A 21,317-nucleotide genomic window follows, 5' to 3' on the forward strand; every position below is an offset into this window, starting at 1 on the left:
TATCATATAGAGCAGCGCCGTCTGTTATGCCAGTCCCGGGAATCTTTCTTTAACGGCAGCCGTTTCAGAAACCGGATCCAAAGAACCGGCGTATCCGGCTCATCCCGGGAATGGCCCAAAATCATCGATCCATCGGATCGGTCTTAAAAATGGCCCATCATAACCCGCCCATCCGCCGTCCTGCCTAAATCTCCCTCGTAACCTCCTTAAGCCACGCGGCCTCTTCCTCCGGCAGCCAGGGGCTGATATGCTCAAAAACCTTTTGGTGGTACTCGTTTAAGAGCCTCCTGTCCCGCTCTTCAAGCCACCGCGCATCGATCGCGTCGAGATCAATCGGGGCCCAGGTCAGATTTTCAAAGCGCAGGAACTGGCCGTATTCATTCTTTTCCGCCTTTACGCAGAGCATCATGTTTTCTGTGCGGACGCCGAAGCGCCCTTCCAGGTACAGGCCCGGTTCATTGGAGGTGATCATGCCCTCCTCAAATACCGCCGTATCCGGCCGGCCGGGCGTCATGCGCCAGCGTATCCCGTTCGGCCGCTCGTGCACCGGCCCCAAAAAGGCCACGCCGTGCCCGGTGCCGTGGTTGTAATCAAGCCCGTTCCTCCACAGCAGCTCCCTGGCGGCAAAATCAAGATTGACGCCCCGGCAGCCTGATAAAAACTTCACATTCAGGAGGCGCAGCATGCCTGCCGCCACTAAGGTAAAGCACTTCTTTTCCTCCTCTGTGAGAGGGCCGAGGGCGACGGTGCGGGTGATATCCGTGGTTCCTTCCTCGTAATGGCCGCCGGAATCCACCAGATAAAGGCCCTTTGGCTCCAGCCTGCGGCCGCTCCCCTCCTGCGCCCTGTAATGGCACATGGCCGCATTGGGGCCGTACGCAGAAATCGTCTCAAAGCTCGGCCCAAGGCTCCCCTCCTGCTCCGCCCGGAAGTCTGAAAGGCGCGCGGCCGCCGCGCATTCGTCGATCTCCTGCGCGCCGACGGCGTGCTTTAGCCAGTACAGAAAACGCGTCACCGCCACGCCGTCCCTGATATGGGCCTTTCTCATGTGCTCCATTTCCACCGGGTTTTTAACCGCCTTCCTGCGCGCCGCGGGATTTACGCTGTCTAAAATGGTATTCCGGCCGCATAAGATCTCCCCGATCCGGGCGTTGACCCGCGCCTTTTCAAGGAGGACTGTCTCGCCGGAAAGTTCGGAAAGCGCTTCATAAAAGCCGGCGTATGCGGCTGTCTCCACGCCCAGCCTATCCAAATACGCGCGGACCGGGCCGCTTAAGGACTCCTCCTGTACAAACAGGCGCATGCGCTCCCCGGTTATCAGGAAGTACGCGAGAAACAGAGGCGTGCAGTCAATATCGCCTCCCCTGAGATTCAAAAGCCACGCAATCTCGTCCAAAGCTGTCAGCACATGCGCCGTGGCGTTTTTTTCCCGGATCGCCGCCTTTAAGGCCGCCAGCTTCTCCCCCGCCGCCTCTCCGGCCAGGCGCTCCGGCACGATCCACAGCGGCTTGTGTGAAAGCGGCGGGCGGTCTGTCCAGATATCCCCCGCCAAATCGGCATGAAACGAGAGGGAAATGCGCTTTGGCGCCAGCTTTTCCACAAGCCTTTCCACGGTCAGCATGTCTGCCATACGGCCGTCGAGGCCGAGGACGCCGCCCTCGGGAAGCTGCTCTGCCAAGTAGTCCTCTAAGTCCGGCACGCCCTCCTGCCCCATTTTAAACAGGGAAATCCCGCTCCCCAAAAGCTGCGCCTCCGCCTGGACGAAATACCGCCCGTCCGTCCAGAGGCCGGCGCTCTCCGGCAGGATGGCCGCCGTCCCCGCAGAGCCTGTAAAACCCGTTATGTACGCACGGCACTGAAAATATTCCCCCATATTTTCAGAACCGTGAAAATCTCCGGACGGCACAAGATAGGCGTCCATCCCGCTGGCGCGCATCCTCTCCCGAAGCGCCGCCAGACGGGCGGGAACGCCGCCGTCCTCCCTGTCCCGCGTCATTTACACCACCTCCCCTTTCAGAGCATCCTCAATCGCATTGGTTATGGCCTCGCTGTAGGTCGGATGGGCCCTCATGGCCATGGAGAGCTGGCCGGCGGTCAGGCTGTTGGCAATCGCCGTCGCCATTTCCCCAATCATATCCGTCGCGCGGTTGCACATGATCTGCGCGCCCACCAGCGTATTCGTATACGCCTCAAAAATCAGGCGGATAAAGCCCTCCTGCTTTCTGGTGAGGATCGCTTTTCCGTTTACACTCATATCCGCGTGGCCGCATTTTACCTTCATATTGTAAATGCGGGCCTCGTCCTCAGTGAAGCCCACGGCCGCGATCTCAGGATCCGTATAGATGCACGTGGGTACCACGGGAAGCACCACATACATCCCGTTCGGCACCACCGTGAGCTGCATCGTGTGCCCCGCTCCGGCCAGGCGCTCTACCACATAAGCCGCGTGGGCGGCCGCCACATGGGCCAGGCGCATCTTAGACACCGTATCCCCGATCGCAAACACATTTTCCTGCGTGGTGCGGTATGTGCCCTTTACAAGCGGCCTTCCGTTCTCAAGCTTCACCCCGCAGTCGTCCGCCAGGACCCCGGACATGTCCGGCCGCCTGCCGACCGCCACGAGGACGCGGTCAGCCAGCGTCTCCAGCCAGCTTCCGTGCTCGCGGAAATTCACTGACACCCGGCCGTCGGACCGCTCCTTTATTGCCATCACCTCCACGCCGCAGCGGACATCAATTTCCCTGTGCCGCAGGCTCTCCTCCAGCTCGTCGGAGATCATGGGATCCATGGTTTCAAGGAGCCTTGGCGCGCGCTCTAACAGCGTCACCTTTGAGCCGAGGGCGGCAAAAATCGTCGCCACCTCCACGCCGATCACGCCGCCGCCGATCACGACCAGCCGGTCAAAGTTCCACTCGCCGGCTTTTAAAAGCTGCCGGCTCGTCATCACCTGCGGAAGATGGATGCCCGGGATATCCGGGATCACCGGCTGCGCGCCCGTGGCCAGAATCACGTTTGTCCCTTTCAGGAAACGCGTCCCGTCCCCGCCGGAAACCTCGACCACATTTTCCCTGTGAAGCTTCGCCTCGCCCCGAATCAGATCCACTTTGCTTGAATCAATCAGATCCCGGATCATGGAGCGGAATTCCTTTACCGATGCATTCTTGTATTCCTGCATCCTCTTTAAATCAAAGCCCACCCGGTCCACCGTAATCCCAAACCGGGCCGCCTGCTTTAAGTCCTTATATACAGCCGTTGCCTGCAGCATGGCCTTTGCCGGGATGCAGCCCGTGTTGACGCACGCGCCGCCCAGCTCCCCCTTCTCGATCAGCGCGGTCTTCATGCCAAACCCCGCCGCGCGGGCCGCCGCCGTATATCCGCCCGGCCCCGCGCCAATGATGATCAAATCGTATTGATCCGTCATCCTTCTCCCCCTTCCTGTCCCCAATATCCCCTGTTTTCGGCCCAGGGGCGCCGTCTTTCGGCAGCCGTTCGCAACTGCTCAGATGAGCCCGAACGGTTACGTCTTTTCCCTTACAGCAGATGGATATGGTTCGCCTCCGCCTCCGCGCGGATCCCGTCCGGCCAGATCGAAGCCTGCACCTCGCCGATGTGCGCCTTGCGCAGGAAAAACATACAGATGCGCGACTGCCCGATGCCGCCTCCCACCGTGCAGGGAAGCTCCCCGTTTAACAGCGCCTTCTGGAACGGAAGCTCTGCCCTCTCCTCGCAGCCGGCCTTTTTAAGCTGGCTTTTCAGCGCCTCCTCATCCACCCGGATCCCCATGGACGAGAGCTCCAGCGCGATATCCAGCACCGGGTAATAGACGATGATATCTCCGTTTAAGCTCCAGTCGTCATAGTCCGGCGCGCGGCCGTCGTGCTTTTCCCCGGATTTAAGCGTATCGCCGATCTGCTCGATGAACACCGCCCCGTGAAGCTTTGCAATCCGGTATTCCCTCTCCTTGGGCGCGCAGTCCGGATAGCGGTCCTCCAGCTCCTGCGTGGTGATAAACTCAATGTGATCCGGAAGGCAGCGCCCTATGTACTCATATTCGTACGCCATGTAGTCCTCGGTCACCTTCAGGGCCTTGTAAACCGCCTTCACAATCAGCTCCAGCGTACCGCGGTTTCTCTCTTCCCTTTTGATTACCTTCTCCCAGTCCCACTGATCCACATAGATGGAGTGGATGTTGTCCGTATCTTCATCCCGCCGGATCGCGCTCATATCTGTATAAAGCCCCTCGCCGGGCGCAAAACCGTACTCCTTTAACGCCTTTCTCTTCCATTTGGCCAGGGAATGCACGATCTCCGCCTCGCGGTCCCCCTGCTCCCGGATACCGAACTTCACCGGGCGCTCCACGCCGTTTAAATTATCATTCAGCCCCGTCTCCGGAAGGACGATCAGAGGCGCGGAAACGCGCGTCAGATGAAGCTGCTTTGCCAGCTCCCTCTGGAAAAAGTCCTTGATGATTTTGATCGCGATCTGCGTCTCCCTCAGATCAATCGCCGGCTCGTAACCCGTTGGCACTTTAAGATGCTCCATTGTTTTCACACTCTTTCTTTAAAATATAGTTCATGTATAGCGATAGCGGCAGTTTTTATGACCGTATATGCCCTGTCGAGATTATAGCATAATTTTAACGGATTGCAACCCCTTGCAGGGGCAGGTTCTGTAATCTTACCCGCAGGGTTACTGTTCACGGCCGTTCACAGCAGCATGATGCGCACAAAATGGGCAGATTGCCCATTTTGGCGCCTGCTGCCCTCGGGTTTTCTGTGACCTTCGCTCACAAAAAACGCCTCGCGGAATACTACCCGTGAACAGTAACCCCGCAGTTACTGTCCCGCATGCCCACCGGGATGTTGGCGATGTAGCAGCCCAGCTTTACCTCCCTCAGCGCGGCCCGTTCTCCTGACAGACGTTCCATCAGCATCTGGACCGCAAGCGTTCCGGCCTTTTCATAGGAGTAATGGACGGTAAGCAGGGGGGGAGCTGTGACCCGCGAGAGCTCCGAGTCGCCGTGCCCGGCTACGATGATCTGATCCGGAATGCGGATATGGCGCTCGCGAAGATACTGCATGCAGCCCACAGCCATGGTATCTGTGGCGCAGATAATGCCGTCCAGGGCTTCGCAGCGCCCCAGAAGCTCCCCGGTCTTTTCGTAGCCGGAGGCGACGGAGAACGCGGCTGTCACCGTGTTATCCGCGAGATCCCCGCGGCCCAGATCGCGCGCGGCATCCTGAAAGCCGCGGCAGCGCTCCGCGCCGGCCGCCTGATCCTCCCGGATGGCGCTGATGTAGCCCAGCCTCCGTCTCCCATGCTCCAGGAGGAATTTTGTGAGATCGTAGCAGGCATGGTAATCGTCATGGTATACGCAGCAGGAGCCGCTTAAATGCTGTCCCACGATCACGAGCGGTACAGGCAGCTTTTTTAAGATCCGCTTATGCTCCGGCGTCAGGATCGTCGCGCTGAAGATTACGCCGTCCACCTGTTTTTCATGAAATGCCTGCAGATATTCGAGCTCCCTCTTCGGATCATTCTGCGTGACTGCCAAAAGCATCTGGTAGCCGTTTTCGTTCAGCGCCGCGATCAGCCCTTCCACCATCCTCCCGATGGAGGCGGAAGCCACCTTGGGCGCGATGACGCCGATCATCTTCGTCTTCCTGGTCCTCAGCGTCTGGGCCTGGACCGAGGGGCGGTAGCCGGTCTTTTCCACTACTTTGCGGATCGCCTCGCTCTTTTCCTCTGAGATGTATCCATGATTGAAATAACGTGAAACGGCCGCCCTGGACACGCCCGCCATCTCTGCGATCTCTGCTATGTTCATGCATATTTCTCCTTTAAAATCCGTAATGAAATCCATTTCACATTATAGCACAGAGACGGGAGGATGGAAATGTTTTTTTCATTGTGTGAAATCCATATTTATATGCTATGAAATAAGAATCCGCAATTTATAAATGCTCTTATGCTTCCCTTTAGATTCTGTCTTAAACAAATATTGTTTTTGTGCCAATTCATTTAGTATTGTCTCCGCCTTTTCCGGACTGACAGCCATTAAAGAGGCGGCATTGACTGCCGTTATTTCCGCCCCTATCCCCCGCTTTGACATTCTGGCCAGCAGCTTTTTCTCCGGCTCACTTAAATCATACTGTTTTTTTTCTGACCGATTACAGGCTTCCATAATTCTGTCAAACATATAATCAATAAACAATGTCAAATCAAGCATCAGGCGATCCTCTGAAACAACCGGCTTTTCCACGTTTTCCAGAGCCTTATAATAGCCGCCTAAATGCATGTTGACAGCCTGTGAAATGCGGATTTTTCTGACGCCCTCATATCCTCCTGTATAGAAACAATAATTCTGCAGAATTCTGGCAAGTCTTCCGTTTCCGTCGCAAAAGGGATGAATATATACAAGATAAAAATGTGCGATGATACCTTTATATAAGCCGTCCAGCACAGCCTTATCTATAAATTGAAATAAACTTGACATATAAGAACCGATTTCCGTATGAACCGGCGGCGTATGGACCACTCTTTCCAGAGAGGAAACAGAAACCTCCCCACTGCGGTATTTACTGCCGATTACGCGTTTATTTTCACATACCTGATCGACCACAACATCCCACAGCTCCCGAATGCTGCCGTCACTGATACAAAAGCCGGAATACACTTTATCAAGAGCTTTCATATTATTTACCACCATCCTATCGCTCTTGTTCTTCGGGGCATGGATCGCAAGTTTCACATTTTCAATCGTTGTCCTGGCCCCTTCGATTGTGGCGGAGTGAAAGGAATCTAAAAGAACCGTATCCGCATTCAAATCATAGCCTGCGCTGTTTTCCAGACAATTCTTGCAGCGTACAAATTTTTCATTCAGCTTCCTGTCATCAAAATATAAGGGAATGCCATTCATTCCCTTTAAGTCAGATATATGTCTCATCATTTATCCTCTTAATTTGTCTTCAAAAGATGCGCAAAAGGGAAGTAATTTCTCACTTCCCTTTTGGCTTATACAGGCTTAAATGTTTTGACCTTAAACCCTTTTATTCTGTTTTATGCGTTGTTAAGCGCCGCCTGCGCCGCCGCCAGCCGTGCGATCGGCACGCGGAACGGTGAGCAGGATACGTAGTTAAGGCCCACCTTATGGCAGAACTCCACGGAAGACGGATCGCCGCCGTGCTCGCCGCAGATACCGCACTTTAAGTCAGCGCGGGTCGCGCGTCCGTTCTTAACCGCCATCTCTACCAACTGGCCTACGCCGGTCTGGTCAAGCCTTGCGAACGGATCAGACTCGTAGATCTTGGCCTTGTAGTAGGAATCCAGGAACTTGCCGGAGTCGTCGCGGGAGAAGCCAAAGGTCATCTGAGTTAAGTCATTGGTACCAAAGGAGAAGAATTCCGCCTCCTCTGCGATCGCGCCTGCGGTCAGGGCCGCGCGCGGGATCTCGATCATGGTGCCGATATGGTACTGCATATCAGAGTTCTTTTCCTTCTTAACCTGCTCTGCAACCTCTACCACAACATCTTTCACGTACTTGAGCTCTTTCTTCTCGCCTACCAGCGGGATCATGATCTCAGGAATGATGTCGTAGCCGCACTCTTCCTTCACCTCGATGGCGGCTTCCATAACGGCTCTTGTCTGCATCTTGGCAATCTCCGGATAAGTGACAGCCAGACGGCAGCCGCGGTGTCCCATCATGGGGTTAAACTCGTGTAAGTCGTCGCATTTCTTCTTTACATCCTCTAACTTGAGGCCCATGTCGGAGGCCAGCTCCGCCATCTCCTCTTCCGTGTGGGGCACGAACTCGTGCAGCGGCGGATCTAAGTAGCGGACGGTCATCGGCCGGCCCTCAAGCGCCTTGTACATGGCCTTGAAATCGCCTTTCTGGAAGGGGATCAGCTCGTTTAATGCCTCTTCTCTCTGCTCTACCGTGTCGGAAAGGATCATCTTGCGGATCTTCGGGATACGGTCTGCGTCAAAGAACATATGCTCTGTACGGCAAAGGCCGATGCCCTCTGCGCCCAGCTTGACCGCGTTGGCCGTGTCAGCCGGCGTGTCGGCATTGGTGCGCACCTTTAAGGTCCTGAAGCTGTCCGCCCAGTCCATGATTCTCTTGAAGTTTCCGCCTACGGAAGCTTCCTGGGTGCGGATGTCGCCCTTGTAAATCTTACCGGTCGTGCCGTCTAAGGAAATGTAGTCGCCCTCGTGGAAGGTGTATCCGCCCAGTGAGAACTCCTTTGCCTCCTCGTCAATCTTGATATCGCCGCAGCCGGATACACAGCAGGTGCCCATGCCGCGCGCTACAACGGCCGCGTGGGAAGTCATGCCGCCGCGTACAGTTAAGATACCCTGGGATGCGTGCATGCCCTCGATATCCTCCGGGGAGGTCTCCAGACGAACCAGGATCACTCTCTCGCCCTTGCCGCCGATACCAGCCTCTTTGGCTTCCTCTGCTGTGAAGCAGACTTTTCCTGCGGCCGCGCCCGGGGAAGCCGGAAGGGCCTGTCCAATCACTTCGCCGGCCTTTAAGGCTTCGGGATCAAAGGTCGGGTGCAGAAGCTGATCCAGAGACTTCGCCTCGATCCTGCATACGGCCTCCTGCGGCGTGATCTTTCCTTCGTCTACCAGATCGCAGGCAATCTGAATCGCGGCCGGAGCCGTTCTCTTGCCGTTACGGGTCTGTAAGAAATAGAGCTTTCCTTCCTCAATCGTAAACTCCATGTCCTGCATGTCGCGGAAATGGTTCTCCAGCTTCATGGCCAGATCCATGAACTGTGCGTAGCACTCCGGAAGATCCTTCTCAAGCTGGCTGATCGGCTGCGGTGTGCGCACGCCGGCAACCACGTCCTCGCCCTGTGCATTGATTAAGTATTCGCCGAAGATTCCCTTCGCGCCGGTGGAGGGGTTGCGCGTGAAGGCAACGCCTGTGCCGGAGGTCTCGCCCTTATTGCCGAATACCATGGTCTGAACATTTACAGCAGTACCCCAGTCGCCCGGAATATCGTTCATACGGCGGTAAACAATGGCGCGCGGGTTGTCCCAGGAACGGAACACGGCCTTCACAGCGCCCATCAGCTGATCCTTCGGCTCCTGCGGGAAATCCTCGCCGTTCATGGCTTCCTTATATACAGCCTTGAACTTCTGCGCAAGCTCCTTCAAATCCTCCGCTGTCAGCTCCGTGTCGAAATGTACACCCTTGGCCTCTTTCATCTCATCGATGATCTTCTCAAAATAGGACTTCGGAACTTCCATTACCACGTCGGAGTACATCTGGATAAATCTTCTGTAGGAATCATATGCAAATCTCGGATTTCCCGTCTTCTTTGCAAAGCCTTCCACAGCAACGTCGTTTAAGCCAAGGTTTAAGATCGTGTCCATCATGCCGGGCATGGATGCGCGCGCGCCGGAGCGGACAGATACCAGAAGCGGATCCTCGGTATCGCCGAATTTCTTTCCGTTTACACCCTCTAACCAGGTCAATGCCTCAAAAATCTGGCTCTGAATCTCCTCTGTGATCTGCTTGCCGCTGTTGTAGTATTCCGTGCAGGCTTCTGTCGTCACTGTAAAGCCCTGCGGAATCGGCATGCCCAGGTTCGTCATCTCAGCCAGGTTGCAGCCCTTGCCGCCGAGAAGGTTTCTCATCGCCGCGCTGCCTTCCTCGAACTTATAAACCCATTTTGCCATACGTTTTCTTCCTCCTAATGTTCATTATGTTTCCGTTTGCAAACTTTGACGGACAGCTTTCAATGTATGTTGGGCGGAAGCTGTTCATCGTGAATATTATAACATAAACTGTTGGGGAGTAAAGGGGTTTTATTGAATTATTTCCAAATTTTTACGGGACATGTGAATCATGGCCTCCGCTCCAAATCCCTCTGAATCATCTCCAGGTAATGAACCAGCACATCCCGCTGCCGCCCAATCCTCCAAGAGCGGTCCATCTCGTCGTATGTAAAGCTCTTCCTCCCCCCGCTCTCCATGCGCTCCCAGAAGCCGCAGAGCTCATCAAACGGGATATAGTAGATCTCGTCCTTTGCCGTCCAGTGCAGCACGATAAAGGCGATCCCCCCCTGCTCTTCAAATTCCTTCATAAAACGCACCTGATGTGCGTGGACGTTCTGGAGCGGGAAGGTGGCTGCGGCGCATTCCTTTGCGTCAAAGCACACCGGGATCCCCTGGACGGCCCCGATGTAGTCCACCGTGCTCTTCTGGTCAAAGTAGGCCAGCGTGATGTGCCTTGTCTCTTTGTCAATCGCAATCGGGGTGATCGGGGTGGGAACCTTCTGGATCAGGGCCAGCTTCCGCTCCCGGTAGACCTCGTTGCTGTGGTTGATCATATCCTCCAGCGTGGAGCCGCGCAGGCCCCGGCTGTTCCATGTGCCCATGTGTCATCCATCCTCCCGGCGCGCATCTGAAAATCAGCGCCCCTGCGCCAAATATACAGGCAGGCCGCCGCTGCATGCATCCGCCCGCCATCTGTACGCCGCGCCCCCTACATCAGCGGCGCAAACAGCCGCAGCGCCTTTCCGGCAAAGCGTTTCACGAACGGGTAGCTTCTGCAGGCGGCCAGCGTGATCTCCTCACATTTTAAAAGCGTCTCCTGCATATCGCGCTCCACCTCCGGGACCACAGGGCTCTGGCAGAAATAGGCGGCGCACTCAAAGTGCAGGTATAAGCTCCTGAAATCCAGGTTTATGGTTCCCACCACGGCTTCCTCGTCGTCGCACACAAACATCTTGGCATGCACAAAGCCCGGCGTATACTCAAAGATCCGCACCCCGGCCTTTAAAAGCTCTTCGTAATAGCTCCTCGCCAGCAGATAGGCATAGAGCTTGTCCGGGATATGGGGCATGATGATCACCGTCTCCACCCCGCGCTTGGCCGCATATTTCAGGGCCGCCAGCGTGATATCGTCCAGAATCAGATAAGGCGTCATGATATGGACATACCGCCTCGCATGGCCCAGGATATCTAAGTACACCTGCTCCCCCACATTTTCCCCGTCCAGGGGGCTGTCCGCGTAGGGCATCACAAATCCCGGAGCAGGCGCTTCGTCCGGTAAAGGCATTTCCCCGGGATAGAGGAAGCGGCTGTAATCCTCTTTTTCTTTTTCCGTCACGCCCCAGAGCTGCAAAAACATCATCGTAAAGCTCTGGGCCGCGGGGCCCTTTAACATCACCGCCGTATCCTTCCAGTGGCCGAAGCGGGGCCGGCGGTTGATGTACTCGTCCGCCAGGTTCACGCCGCCCGTAAAGGCCGTATGTCCGTCAATCACACAGATTTTGCGGTGATCGCGGTTGTTCTGATGGCTGGACAGAGCCGGCTTTATGGGCGAAAACATCTTGCAGCGGATCCCTTTTTTCTCAAGCTCCTGCGGATAGGAATACGGCAGCAGCATCAGGCTGCACATTCCGTCGTACATAAAACGGACCTCCACGCCCGCTCTGGCCTTTTCCTCCAGGACCGCCAGGATCGAATCCCACATCACGCCCCGCTCCACAATAAAATATTCCATGAAAATAAATGCTTCCGCTTTTTGGAGCTCCGAAAGGAGCGCCGGATAAAAGTCATCCCCCAGCGGGAAATACCGCGCCTTCGTCCCGCTGTAAATCGGGTACTTCCCATAGCGGTTCATATAGCGGACCAGATTGCCGCCGCCCGCATGTAAACGGTTATATGACGCCTCTGTCTCCGGATCCTGCTGCAGAAGGGGGGCCGTCTCCTCCTGAAGCTCCCCGATCCGGCGGTTAATCAGCCAGGTTCCGGGCTGCAGCTTCAAAAACAGGTAAAACAGCGTGCCAAACACGGGGATAACAAGGATCGGAACCACCCACGACAGCTTGATGCTGCTGTTTTCCTCATCGCTGATAATATAGACCAGCACAGCCACGCTGAGCGCGGCCGAACCCCCGAACAGATAAACCATATACTCCTTCAGCCAGTCAAACGCAGTCAGAAGAAACAGGATCTGCAGCAGCAGAAACAAAGCGCCGAACATGGTCCGGCCAAACAGGAAGCGCAGCGCTCCCCTCATCTTTTTAAACAGATCTCCTTTAATCGTCCTTCCCTCCCTGCCGGGCCATCCTCAAACGGGGCGGAAGCGCCAGCGGCCCTCCCGCCCCGGATCATATCTCAAACACGCTCCAGCGCCTGGCGGATGTCCTCTACAATATCCTCCGCGTTCTCAATACCCACGCTCAGCCGGATCATCGCCGGATCCACGCCGGCCTCCACGAGCTGTTCGTCCGTGAGCTGGCGGTGCGTATGGCTGGCCGGGTGGAGCACGCAGGTGCGTGCGTCGGCCACATGGGTCACGATCGCGGCCAGCCCAAGCTTATCCATAAACGCGGCCGCCGCCTCCCTGCCGCCCTTTAAGCCAAAGGAAATCACGCCGCAGGTTCCGTTTGGCATATATTTGCGGGCCAGCTCATAGTAGGGATCGCCCTCCAGCCCGGGATATTTCACCCACGCCACGTCCTCCCTGCCCTTTAAAAACCCTGCGACCCTCAGCGCGTTCTCACAGTGGCGCGGCATGCGCAGGTGCAGCGTCTCAAGGCCGATATTTAAGAGAAATGCATTCTGCGGCGCCTGGATCGAGCCCAGGTCGCGCATCACCTGCGCCGTGGCCTTTGTGATATACGCCGCCTTTCCGAATTTCTTCGTATAAATCACCCCGTGATAGGAGTCGTCCGGCGTGGTCAGGCCCGGAAACTTCTCCGCGTGGGCCTCCCAGTCAAAATTTCCGCTGTCCACGATACAGCCGCCCACAGTCATGGCGTGCCCGTCCATATATTTCGTCGTCGAATGCGTCACGATATCCGCGCCCCACTCAAACGGCCTCAAATTGACCGGCGTGGCAAACGTATTGTCCATGATCAGCGGGACGCCGTGCCGGTGGGCCAGATCCGCGAATTTCTCGATATCCAGCACAACCAGGGCCGGGTTCGCGATCGACTCGCCGAACACGCACTTCGTATTCGGGCGGAACGCCTTCTCAATCTCCTCTGACGGCGCGTCCGGATCCACCAGCGTCACGTCTATCCCCATCTTTTTCATGGTTACCGCAAAGAGATTCGAGGTGCCGCCGTACAGTGTCGAGGCGCACACAAAATGGTCGCCCGCGTTGCAGATGTTAAACACCGCGTAAAAATTCGCCGCCTGGCCCGAGGAGGTCAGCATCGCCGCCGCGCCTCCCTCCAGCTCGCGGATCTTATCCGCCACCGTATCGTTCGTCGGGTTGGCCAGCCTGGTGTAAAAATACCCGTTCTCCTCCAGATCAAACAGACGGCCCATCTGCTCGCTGGTCGAATATTTAAACGTCGTGCTCTGATAAATCGGCAGTATCCTCGGCTCCCCGTTCCCCGGCTGCCAGCCGCCCTGGATACAGATCGTCTCAATAGAACGCTTTTTGCTCATGGTAAACCTCCTCGTAGACCATAGTGTGCGCCGCATCAGCGCATCTTTTTGCTGAACGGACGCCCGTGTGCATAAAAAAATCCCCTGATTCACGATCAAATCAAGGGATTCTCCATCGGGGTAACAGGATTTGAACCTGCGACCTCTCGGCCCCCAGCCGAGCGCGCTACCAAACTACGCCATACCCCGTGTTCACTACCATATTATAACAGAAAAAACGAAAAATGCAACCTGTTTTTTAATATAATTTTTCTGGAAAAACTTTTCAAAAAGCATTGACTTTTTTCCGATTAGTGATATAATGTATTTCAGTGCAGATATGGTTCATCGGTAGAACGCTAGCTTCCCAAGCTGGAAAGGCGGGTTCGACTCCCGTTATCTGCTTTTTTTATTTTTAAATTTAAACAATATTCTTTTTTTGAGGGAAAACTGCCATGGGCTGCTTTCCCTTACGTTTTCTCTTAGTTTTCTTTTAAGTTTCCTTAAAAGTTCATGATATTTGTCCCCCCTGCCCGGCGGCCCTGGAGCGTATATAACAGATATTGCTGAAAAGCGGGCAGCTATAGCGCCGCACATACTCCTCATATTCAGAGATCCGGATATAATACATCCTCCCCCACGAGGAAATCCGCATCCATTCGCCGGCCATGCCGGTCACGATGACATAGTGGGCCCTGGTTTTCGCCGCGGGCAGCATGGTCTTGTCCGCGGCCTCGCGGTACAGGGTCAGGCCCTCTTTTCCCCAGAACCTGGGAAAATGGGGGCCCGCCGACAGGATGACCGGGATATCCTGCCTCAGCATTTCCGCAATGGAGCTGAAAAGCCGCCTGTGCGGAATCCCCCATCTCGCCCGGTACGGGCTCTTCTGCCGTCTGAAGATGATGTTAAAGCCCACAGACAAAAACCATCCCGGCATCCCAAATCCCGGGATGATGGGAAAATGCCGCTTAAGCGCCGCCACATGCCGGCCATACTCTTCATATGGGATTTCCGGCGTCCCCTCTTCCCCGGACGCCGCATTCCGGCTCTCCTCTCCCGCCTGCGCGGGGCGGCTTACATATAATAATACGTCTGCCGCCCCTATAAGCCCGCACCCGAAGTCGCGGATCGTCTTCTCCTCAAACCATTCCTGGCTCCCGCCAAAGGAGATCCCATCCGGACGGCGGATGCGGATATACGGGCGGGACAGTTTCACATTGTATTCCATATACTTATTCTCCTGTGTTTTACGCCGCTGCAGCTCCCGGCGCCTAAAGCGGCGGCCGGTCAGCGGCTCATCTTGTCAAATTCCACGTTAAAGGCATAGAAGTTCTTGCGGTCGAGCTGATCCTGAAGATTGCGCATCGCTTCCCCAAAGCGCTGGAAATGGACAATCTCCCGCTCTCTCAGATAGCGGATCGGATCGCAGACATCCGGATCCTTTACGACGCGGAGGATATTTTCGTATGTGCTTCTTGCTTTCTGCTCTGCTGCCATATCCTCATACAGATCCGTTATCGCATCTCCCTTGGACTGGAATTCACACGCATTAAAGGGGATCCCTCCCGCCGCCTGCGGCCAGATCCCGGCCGTGTGGTCAATATAGTACGGGCCCAGGCCGGATTCTGCGATCTGCTCCGCGGTCAGCCCCCGCGTGAGCTGCTGGATAATCGCCGCCACGATTTCCATGTGGGCCAGCTCCTCCGTACCTGCAGACGGACCAAAATGGCCCTCGCGGAATACTGCCTGTCAGTGGCAACAAATCCTAGTACAGCGTTGCATTAATTCGCGAGTAAAAAGCGCTTGATATTCGTGTCATCTGTGCGTCTGCGAAGCGACGGCGTAGTGGAGCCTACGGCTAGCTTCGCAGGCGTGCAGAGGGCGCGGATAGCGAGTGCTGTTTACTCGCGAATTAATGCAATGCTGTACTAGAGCGTGTTTGAAAATTCATTCCTGGCATCTGCACGCGCCACTTCGCGGTATATTTGGGCCAAATTCACTTAACGCAGCCCGCTGCGCCGCGTTCATTTGGCCCAAATCTCCCACAAAGTGGCACGCACAGCTGCCAGAAAGCAATTTTCAAACACGCTCTGGCAAAACCACCGCAATCCCTCTGGACATTATACCATATTTTGTGTATAATCACCTTAATGATTCCCAAATAAAGGAAATTGTGAACCACCGTCAGAGTTCTGCCCTGCCGGCCGGGCTCTGGCAGAATTATCCTACAGGAGGCAACAAATCATGAGATATGAATTAACAAAGGATCTCGAAACAGGGAACGCGATCATTGACAAGGAGCACCGCGATCTTCTCAAGGCCGTCAACCAGCTTCTTGACGCCTGCAGCAAGGGGCAGGGCCGCGCTTCGATGGAGCCCACAATCAAATTCCTCAACAACTACGTGGAGCAGCACTTTTCACACGAGGAGCAGCTCCAGCAACAGAGCCGTTATCCCGGCATTGTCCCGCACAGGGCGTTCCACACGCAGTATAAGAAGACGCTGCGCGACATCACATCGAGTATATCGCCGGCCGGCCCCACTGTGGCGGAGCTGGGCAGGCTCAACGGCCATATCGGCGTCCTTATCACTCACATCCGCACAGAAGACAAGAAGCTGGGCGCTTTCTTAAAACAGGCGTAGGCGCTTTGCTGCATACATGTATAATCAACAAGCCTCCCGAAATACACTGTTTTGGGAGGTTTTATCAATGCAGACACAGAGCTTTGTAGCGGATTTTACCGAAATGCCGGCGCTTAAAGAGGCGCAGCGCGGGGCGTTTATATCCCATTTCCAGCGCAGTATCCTTATTTCCCTGCTGTCGCACGCCATGCTGACGCAGGAGCAGTACGGCGCCTGCTTGGGCGAACTGAGCAGGCGGGAACGGGGCGGCCTGTGAAACGCGTTGCTGCTTATTGCCGGGTGTCCACGGATAAGGAGGATCAGGCCAATTCCTTTGAGAGCCAGAAACGCTATTTCAGGGAATGCATTGAGCGCAATCCGGATTGGGAATTGTTTGACGTATACGCGGACGAGGGGATCTCCGGCACCAGCACGCGGGGCCGGGACGCCTTTAACCGTATGATAGAGGATGCCAGGGCCGCCTCCTTTGATTTTATCATCACAAAGGAGGTCAGCCGCTTCGCGCGCAATACGGTAGACACGCTCCAGTACACCAGAGAGCTCAAGCGTCTTGGCATCGGGGTTCTTTTTGTGAATGACCATATCAATACCCTGGAGCCGGACGCGGAGCTGAGGCTTACCATCATGTCCTCCATCGCGCAGGAGGAAAGCCGGAAAACCTCCGAGCGGGTTAAATGGGGCCAGCGCCGCCGCATGGAGCAGGGGGTCGTCTTCGGACACAGCCTGCTGGGCTATGACGTACATAACGGACGCCTGCGCATCGATGAGGACGGCGCTGCGGTGGTCCGCTCGGTGTTTTACAAGTTCCTGGATGAGGGAAAGGGATCCTCTGTCATCGCCAGGGAGCTTGAGGAGGCCGGCATCCCTGCGCCGTCGCGTGCGGCCCGCTGGAGCCATACCGCGATCCTGCGCATTCTGCGCAATGAAAAATACTGCGGCGATCTCGTCCAGAAAAAGACCTTTACCCCTGATTACCTGTCCCACAAAAAGGAATACAACCGCGGCAGGGAGGCGTTCGTCGCGCTGCAGGATCACCACGAGCCGATCGTCAGCCGCGAGGTCTTTAACGCGGCGCAGAGCGAGCTGGCGCGCCGCAGCCGCTCCTGCGGCCAAAAGGCCCGGTACAGCGGCTGCCACGCCTTTTCCGGAAAAATCGAATGCGGCCTGTGCGGCTCCCGTTTTGTGGCGCGCGTGAGAAAAAGCCGGGACGGGACCAAAAAACGGGTGTGGCGCTGCCGCGAGGCGGTCCGCCACGGCACGCGAAAGCCCTCTCCCGACGGGGAATACTCCGGCTGCGATATCCATCTCCAGCTAAAGGAAGAGGCCATCCTCTCCATGATACAACAGATACTGGCTTACCTGGGCATGGACACGGATCCCGCGGTCGCGGAGCTGATCTCGGTCGTAAACGCCTCGCTGAACACGGCAGCGCCCGCGCCCGCCTGTCCCCCGGCCGGCTTCTGTCCCGATGACGCCGGACGGCTGCTTCACATCCTGGCGCAAAAAAAGGCCCGGCTGCTTGAGCTTTATCTGGAACAGGCCATCGAAAAAAGCGAATATCTTCAGAAGGCAGAGGAATTTGAGCAGGAGCGGGAACGGCTTGAATACCGGTTACAGAGCGGACACAGGCGCAGCCGCTTGCAGGAGGATGAAAGCGCGCGCATACCGTCTTTCATTCAGAGCCTGATCGCCGGCGGGGAGCAGGATGATCCGTTTTACCGAAACCTCATCGAGCAAATCGTGGTCCGGGATCCGGGGCATATTGAAATCGTGCTGAAGAACCTTGCGGTCAGATGGTCTTTCCGCAGAGAAGACGCCTCGCCCGCAGGCGCGTAATGCGTAACAAAGCGCCGCCCGGCGGCCGCACCGGCTCCTCTGTACCGATATCTGTCAGGAGGCCCTTCTGCACCTTAAACGGCATGGTATACCGCTGGGAGAGATAGCGCATCGAAGCGCCTATCTCCCCATCCGGGCCGCCGTACTGGCTCATGATGAACTGTGCCATCTTCGGATTCGGCTGGGTAATATTGACCGGATACTGTAAGCGTTTTTCATATCTCCACATAGATTATGCCTCCCCTTCCCACGGCCACCGATCGGTCAGCCATGTCCATTCATCCAAGCTCTTCACCGCATCCACCATCAGAGGGCCGCACAGGGCCTCATACGCGTCCATTGCCTCCCGCCTCATGGCGGCCGCCTGATGGTAATAATTCAGCGCATCCCTGTCGTTCGGATGGGTATCCAGGTATAAAAGGACATCATCCATTGCGAAGCTGGCCTCGTTAAGCTGTTTCATAATCATGCTTTCATTCATCAAATGCACCTCCCCATCATGAACGGCAGATCAAGCTCCGGGAAAATGGTTCCGCGCCGGAATCCGTCTTCCATAGAGTAGGTGGACTGCCATCTCTGCATCGGAACATACCCCATTCCTACCGGAAACTGCTCTGCCAGGCCGCAAAACGGCATATCCCCGTCCCCGCAGCAGCCCTCCGGCATCCCCCCCGGCTCCGGGCACATCCGCTCTCCCATACCAAGGCACATTCCCTCCATCTGTGAGGGCTGCGCTGCGAATGACCGCATCTGCGGATCCGGCATCGCGGTCGGCTGCTGCTGCGCTTCGGCCGCCTGCTGCTGCGGGGGCTGAATTCCCGTCATCTGCACCTGCCCTGACTGGAATCCGGCCGTCCAGGGCCGCGGCGCTTTCGCTGCCTGCGCCTGTTCCGGCCGGATTCCTGTCATCTGCGCCTGTTCCGGCTGAGTCCCTGCCATCTGCGCCTGCTCCGGCTGAATCCCCGTCATCTGCACCTGTGACGGCTCCAGCCATGGACGGATCCCGGCCGGCGGCATATCACAGCGCATTTCGCGGCGGCACGGCGCGGCCTGCGCACCAAAGGGCCCGCGCAGCGTCTGTTCCGGAACCGCGCATCCCATCCTGTTGAAATACATGTAATTTGAAGCATTCATAATTACATTTACCTTTCCTTTCTGACTTATACTCTATACTATGTCAGAACGCCCTGCCGCGTGATCCGGCCGGAGCAGGCAAAAAAGCAGTCGGGCAGGGAGAAACGCTATTCTCCTGCCCGGCTGCGGCAAATCAAAAACAGAACCGTACTCTTTTACAGTTTTTCCGCCAATGTATACGGCTGCTGTTTTTTACAGAGATACCGAATGACATCCTTTCTTGTAATGATTCCGATAAAGCATCTGTGATCGTCAAGCACCGGCACGAAATTCTGGTTTATCACCTTTTCGAGCAGATCTTCCATCGCCGCATCTGCCAAAACCGGCTGGTTATCCTGCCGCCTGGGAATCTCCGTGATCCGGATGCGCCTTGTATCCTTCTGGGAATCATACAGGCTCTTAAGCCCCCACAGCAAATCGCCCTCTGTCAGAGTCCCCATATATTTTCCCTGATGATTCAAAAGCGGCACCGCCGCATAGTGATGGCTCTCCATCTTTTCCAGAGCCTCGCTTAAGGTATCATCGCAATTTATGTACGCCACCTCGCTCTTGGGCGTAAGAAAAAACAAAATATTCATGCGCTGCCATCCTCCGCTGCCTGTGAATCCCTCATCTGCGCGCGCCCTGCCAAAAGCGCGCGCATCAATAGCCCAGATCCTCGTCCACAAAGACCACTTCCACCTCCATCCCCTTTGAAGGTCTCTCAATGATCACTGTGGAACGGCAGATCCGTTCCGGGCTGCTGCAGTCATAGCATTTGTCCCCATTCGCAGCGGCACAGGGCGTCGCAACTTGAAGGCGCGCTGCATTCTTCGGCGCTGCGACGTTCTTCGCCCGCCACAGAGCCGTTCCAAACCCGGTGCAGATCTTATTCTTTCCGATAATAAAATACGTCTTCTCCGGCCCAAACACGGTCTGCGAAACACGGTTTCCCGTCCCGTCTATATTGACCAGCTCCCCTGTCTCAGAGGCGGCATTGGCGCTCGTCAGATAAATCTGCGCCTCCCTGGCCTTTTTGAGCGCCGCTTCCCCAGGCGTAACCCAATGCCAGATCACCTCATTTTTCTTCTCCAAAAGCTCATAAATCCCCATCTCCTTTAAGGTCATGCTGCCGCCCATCGCGACCCGCTTTCCCTCAATCCCGGAGGCTAAGTATTCGGCCGCCGCTTCCTTTGTGCGGAAAAATGAGGTCTTAAATCCATGGCCTTCAAAGTTCTTCTTCAGTAATTCCTGATCCATCTTTCTCTCCCTGCCGGACGCTGCGGTACACAGTCCGGCTTCCTTTCCCCAAAATTTTTTATGACGCCGGACTGGCCCGCTGGTGAAGCGGGCCGCCTGTCCGGGGTGAACATTTCATCTGCTCTAGAGCGTGTTTGAAAATTGCTTTCTGGTAGCTGTGCGTGCCACTTTGTGGGAGATTTGTGCCAAATGAACGCGGCGTAGTGGGCTACGTTAAGTGAATTTGGCACAAATATACCGCGAAGTGGGGCGTGCAGATGCCAGGAATGAATTTTCAAACACGCTCTAGTACGCCATATGCGGACGATCCTGACTGTGCTTATCTTACCATAAATCTTCCTGGGTGGCAAGGCCCGTCTCCCTGCCTCAGCAGGCTCGCCGCTTTAAAGCGCATCCACAAATAAAACCCCTTCCAGATGCTCCAGCTCTTTTAAGTATTCCCCTTTCTTCATCCGCGCCGGAATCCGGACCGTAATAAGGATCGTGAAGGACTGCCCTTCCGCCCTGGATTTGTCCACATCATACATATCCACCGTGCAGCCGTCCGAGCGCAGTTTATGTAAGAGCATAGCCGCGGTCCGGTTCCGGTCCGACTCGATGTACAGCGTCACATACCTCGACCACTGATAGATCCGTTTCTCTATCATGGGAAGGATATGGAGCACCATTAGGAGGATCCCTGTAATGATCACCGCCCCGTCGATAAATCCGATGCCCACCGCAAGCCCGATACAGGCGCAGGTCCATATGCTGGCCGCAGAGGTCAGTCCCTTGATCTGATGCCCGGAGACAATGATGGATCCCGCTCCCAGAAAGCCGATGCCGCTGATCACCTGAGCGGCCATCCTTGACAGATCCACAGCCCCCGGAAACGCGCGGTACATATACTGGGCGGTCAGCATCACCGTCGCCGCGCCCAGGCACACGGCCGCATCCATCCTCGCGCCCCCGCCCCGCTTCTTTGCGCCCCGGTCGATCCCAATCACCGAGCCCAGCACAAGGGCAAGCACGATCCGAAGTATCACATTCCTAAGCGTCCATTCCGTTAATGACAGAAAAAACAT

The 21,317-nt window shown here is 56.0% G+C and carries 21 protein-coding genes, 2 tRNA genes and 2 pseudogenes; 6 read left to right on the forward strand and 19 right to left on the reverse strand.

What is annotated here, in order from left to right; translation table 11 throughout:
• Positions 1-184 precede the first annotated feature (184 nt).
• The 10 genes from NFS31_RS11935 to NFS31_RS11980 form a co-directional block, all read right to left on the reverse strand.
• Positions 185-1,996: an aminopeptidase P family protein gene (locus tag NFS31_RS11935; protein WP_251495249.1), complete on the reverse strand. Its 1,812-nt coding sequence runs from the start codon at positions 1,994-1,996 to the stop codon at positions 185-187.
• Positions 1,997-3,421 carry a dihydrolipoyl dehydrogenase gene (gene lpdA, locus NFS31_RS11940; RefSeq protein ID WP_251495252.1) on the reverse strand — a complete coding sequence of 475 codons (1,425 nt, stop codon included), beginning with the start codon at positions 3,419-3,421 and terminating at the stop codon, positions 1,997-1,999.
• 110 nt (positions 3,422-3,531) lie between these two features.
• The gene (gene asnA, locus NFS31_RS11945) at positions 3,532-4,542 is read right to left on the reverse strand and encodes an aspartate--ammonia ligase (protein WP_251495255.1); all 1,011 of its coding nucleotides are present in this window, start codon (positions 4,540-4,542) and stop codon (positions 3,532-3,534) included.
• A gap of 268 nt (positions 4,543-4,810) precedes the next feature.
• Complete coding sequence (locus NFS31_RS11950) at positions 4,811-5,827, reverse strand: LacI family DNA-binding transcriptional regulator (RefSeq protein ID WP_251495258.1); 1,017 nt, start codon at positions 5,825-5,827, stop codon at positions 4,811-4,813.
• 105 nt (positions 5,828-5,932) lie between these two features.
• Complete coding sequence (locus NFS31_RS11955; RefSeq protein ID WP_251495261.1) at positions 5,933-6,949, reverse strand: Fic family protein; 1,017 nt, start codon at positions 6,947-6,949, stop codon at positions 5,933-5,935.
• 110 nt (positions 6,950-7,059) lie between these two features.
• Positions 7,060-9,690, reverse strand: a complete 2,631-nt coding sequence (gene ppdK, locus NFS31_RS11960; protein ID WP_251495264.1) for a pyruvate, phosphate dikinase — start codon at positions 9,688-9,690, stop codon at positions 7,060-7,062.
• Positions 9,691-9,857: 167 nt separating this feature from the next.
• Positions 9,858-10,391, reverse strand: a complete 534-nt coding sequence (locus tag NFS31_RS11965) for a Holliday junction resolvase RecU (RefSeq protein WP_251495267.1) — start codon at positions 10,389-10,391, stop codon at positions 9,858-9,860.
• 107 nt (positions 10,392-10,498) lie between these two features.
• Positions 10,499-12,040 carry a cardiolipin synthase gene (gene cls / locus NFS31_RS11970; RefSeq protein WP_251495270.1) on the reverse strand — a complete coding sequence of 514 codons (1,542 nt, stop codon included), beginning with the start codon at positions 12,038-12,040 and terminating at the stop codon, positions 10,499-10,501.
• 98 nt (positions 12,041-12,138) lie between these two features.
• A complete protein-coding gene (locus NFS31_RS11975) occupies positions 12,139-13,422 on the reverse strand; it encodes an O-acetylhomoserine aminocarboxypropyltransferase/cysteine synthase family protein (protein ID WP_251495273.1) in 1,284 nt (427 codons plus the stop codon).
• Positions 13,423-13,537: 115 nt separating this feature from the next.
• Positions 13,538-13,611 (reverse strand) — tRNA-Pro (locus tag NFS31_RS11980).
• Positions 13,612-13,735: 124 nt separating this feature from the next.
• Between NFS31_RS11980 and NFS31_RS11985 the strand changes: the two genes are divergently transcribed.
• A tRNA-Gly gene (locus NFS31_RS11985) sits at positions 13,736-13,806 on the forward strand.
• 106 nt (positions 13,807-13,912) lie between these two features.
• Here NFS31_RS11985 and NFS31_RS11990 read toward each other — a convergent pair.
• Together NFS31_RS11990 and NFS31_RS11995 are read right to left on the reverse strand one after the other, a co-directional pair.
• Positions 13,913-14,629: a hypothetical protein gene (locus NFS31_RS11990; RefSeq protein ID WP_251495276.1), complete on the reverse strand. Its 717-nt coding sequence runs from the start codon at positions 14,627-14,629 to the stop codon at positions 13,913-13,915.
• Between the two features lie 59 nt (positions 14,630-14,688).
• Positions 14,689-15,111 (reverse strand): annotated as a pseudogene (locus tag NFS31_RS11995) (manganese catalase family protein); the annotation flags it as partial.
• Positions 15,112-15,316: 205 nt separating this feature from the next.
• Between NFS31_RS11995 and NFS31_RS27680 the strand changes: the two are divergent.
• The 4 genes from NFS31_RS27680 to NFS31_RS12010 all read left to right on the forward strand — a co-directional run bounded on the left by NFS31_RS27680 (position 15,317) and on the right by NFS31_RS12010 (position 17,880).
• Positions 15,317-15,649 carry a DUF6783 domain-containing protein gene (locus NFS31_RS27680; RefSeq protein ID WP_416389458.1) on the forward strand — a complete coding sequence of 111 codons (333 nt, stop codon included), beginning with the start codon at positions 15,317-15,319 and terminating at the stop codon, positions 15,647-15,649.
• The gene (locus tag NFS31_RS12000) at positions 15,646-16,044 is read left to right on the forward strand and encodes a bacteriohemerythrin (RefSeq protein ID WP_251495279.1); all 399 of its coding nucleotides are present in this window, start codon (positions 15,646-15,648) and stop codon (positions 16,042-16,044) included. Before NFS31_RS27680 ends, NFS31_RS12000 begins: the two co-directional genes overlap by 4 nt.
• A gap of 67 nt (positions 16,045-16,111) precedes the next feature.
• Positions 16,112-16,300, forward strand: coding sequence for a hypothetical protein (locus tag NFS31_RS12005; RefSeq protein ID WP_251495282.1), 189 nt, complete (start codon positions 16,112-16,114; stop codon positions 16,298-16,300).
• The gene (locus NFS31_RS12010; RefSeq protein ID WP_251495285.1) at positions 16,297-17,880 is read left to right on the forward strand and encodes a recombinase family protein; all 1,584 of its coding nucleotides are present in this window, start codon (positions 16,297-16,299) and stop codon (positions 17,878-17,880) included. Before NFS31_RS12005 ends, NFS31_RS12010 begins: the two co-directional genes overlap by 4 nt.
• Positions 17,881-17,914: 34 nt before the next feature.
• On the opposite strand, the pseudogene NFS31_RS12015 reads toward NFS31_RS12010, so the two are convergent.
• The 6 genes and pseudogenes from NFS31_RS12015 to NFS31_RS27685 all read right to left on the reverse strand — a co-directional run.
• A pseudogene (locus NFS31_RS12015) lies at positions 17,915-18,109 on the reverse strand (manganese catalase family protein); the annotation flags it as partial.
• Positions 18,110-18,112: 3 nt separating this feature from the next.
• Complete coding sequence (locus tag NFS31_RS12020) at positions 18,113-18,361, reverse strand: spore coat protein CotJB (protein WP_251495288.1); 249 nt, start codon at positions 18,359-18,361, stop codon at positions 18,113-18,115.
• Positions 18,361-19,014, reverse strand: a complete 654-nt coding sequence (locus NFS31_RS12025) for a spore coat associated protein CotJA (protein WP_251495291.1) — start codon at positions 19,012-19,014, stop codon at positions 18,361-18,363. Before NFS31_RS12025 ends, NFS31_RS12020 begins: the two co-directional genes overlap by 1 nt.
• A gap of 155 nt (positions 19,015-19,169) precedes the next feature.
• On the reverse strand, positions 19,170-19,592 hold the full coding sequence (locus NFS31_RS12030) for a CBS domain-containing protein (RefSeq protein WP_251495293.1): 423 nt from the start codon (positions 19,590-19,592) through the stop codon (positions 19,170-19,172).
• Between the two features lie 64 nt (positions 19,593-19,656).
• Positions 19,657-20,253: a lactate utilization protein gene (locus NFS31_RS12035; RefSeq protein ID WP_251495295.1), complete on the reverse strand. Its 597-nt coding sequence runs from the start codon at positions 20,251-20,253 to the stop codon at positions 19,657-19,659.
• On the reverse strand, positions 20,235-20,531 hold the full coding sequence (locus NFS31_RS27685; protein ID WP_416389459.1) for a DUF6783 domain-containing protein: 297 nt from the start codon (positions 20,529-20,531) through the stop codon (positions 20,235-20,237). Before NFS31_RS27685 ends, NFS31_RS12035 begins: the two co-directional genes overlap by 19 nt.
• Between NFS31_RS27685 and NFS31_RS27690 the strand changes: the two genes are divergently transcribed.
• Positions 20,475-20,657: a DUF6783 domain-containing protein gene (locus NFS31_RS27690; RefSeq protein ID WP_334303084.1), complete on the forward strand. Its 183-nt coding sequence runs from the start codon at positions 20,475-20,477 to the stop codon at positions 20,655-20,657. The genes NFS31_RS27685 and NFS31_RS27690 overlap by 57 nt on opposite strands.
• On the opposite strand, the gene NFS31_RS12040 is transcribed toward NFS31_RS27690, so the two are convergent.
• Positions 20,637-21,317: an MgtC/SapB family protein gene (locus NFS31_RS12040; protein WP_251495298.1), complete on the reverse strand. Its 681-nt coding sequence runs from the start codon at positions 21,315-21,317 to the stop codon at positions 20,637-20,639. The two genes, NFS31_RS27690 and NFS31_RS12040, sit on opposite strands and share 21 nt — an antisense overlap.

It is taken from the genome of Otoolea muris (genome assembly GCF_943193115.1).
In the GTDB taxonomy this organism is placed as follows: Bacteria; Bacillota; Clostridia; order Lachnospirales; family Lachnospiraceae; genus Otoolea; species Otoolea muris.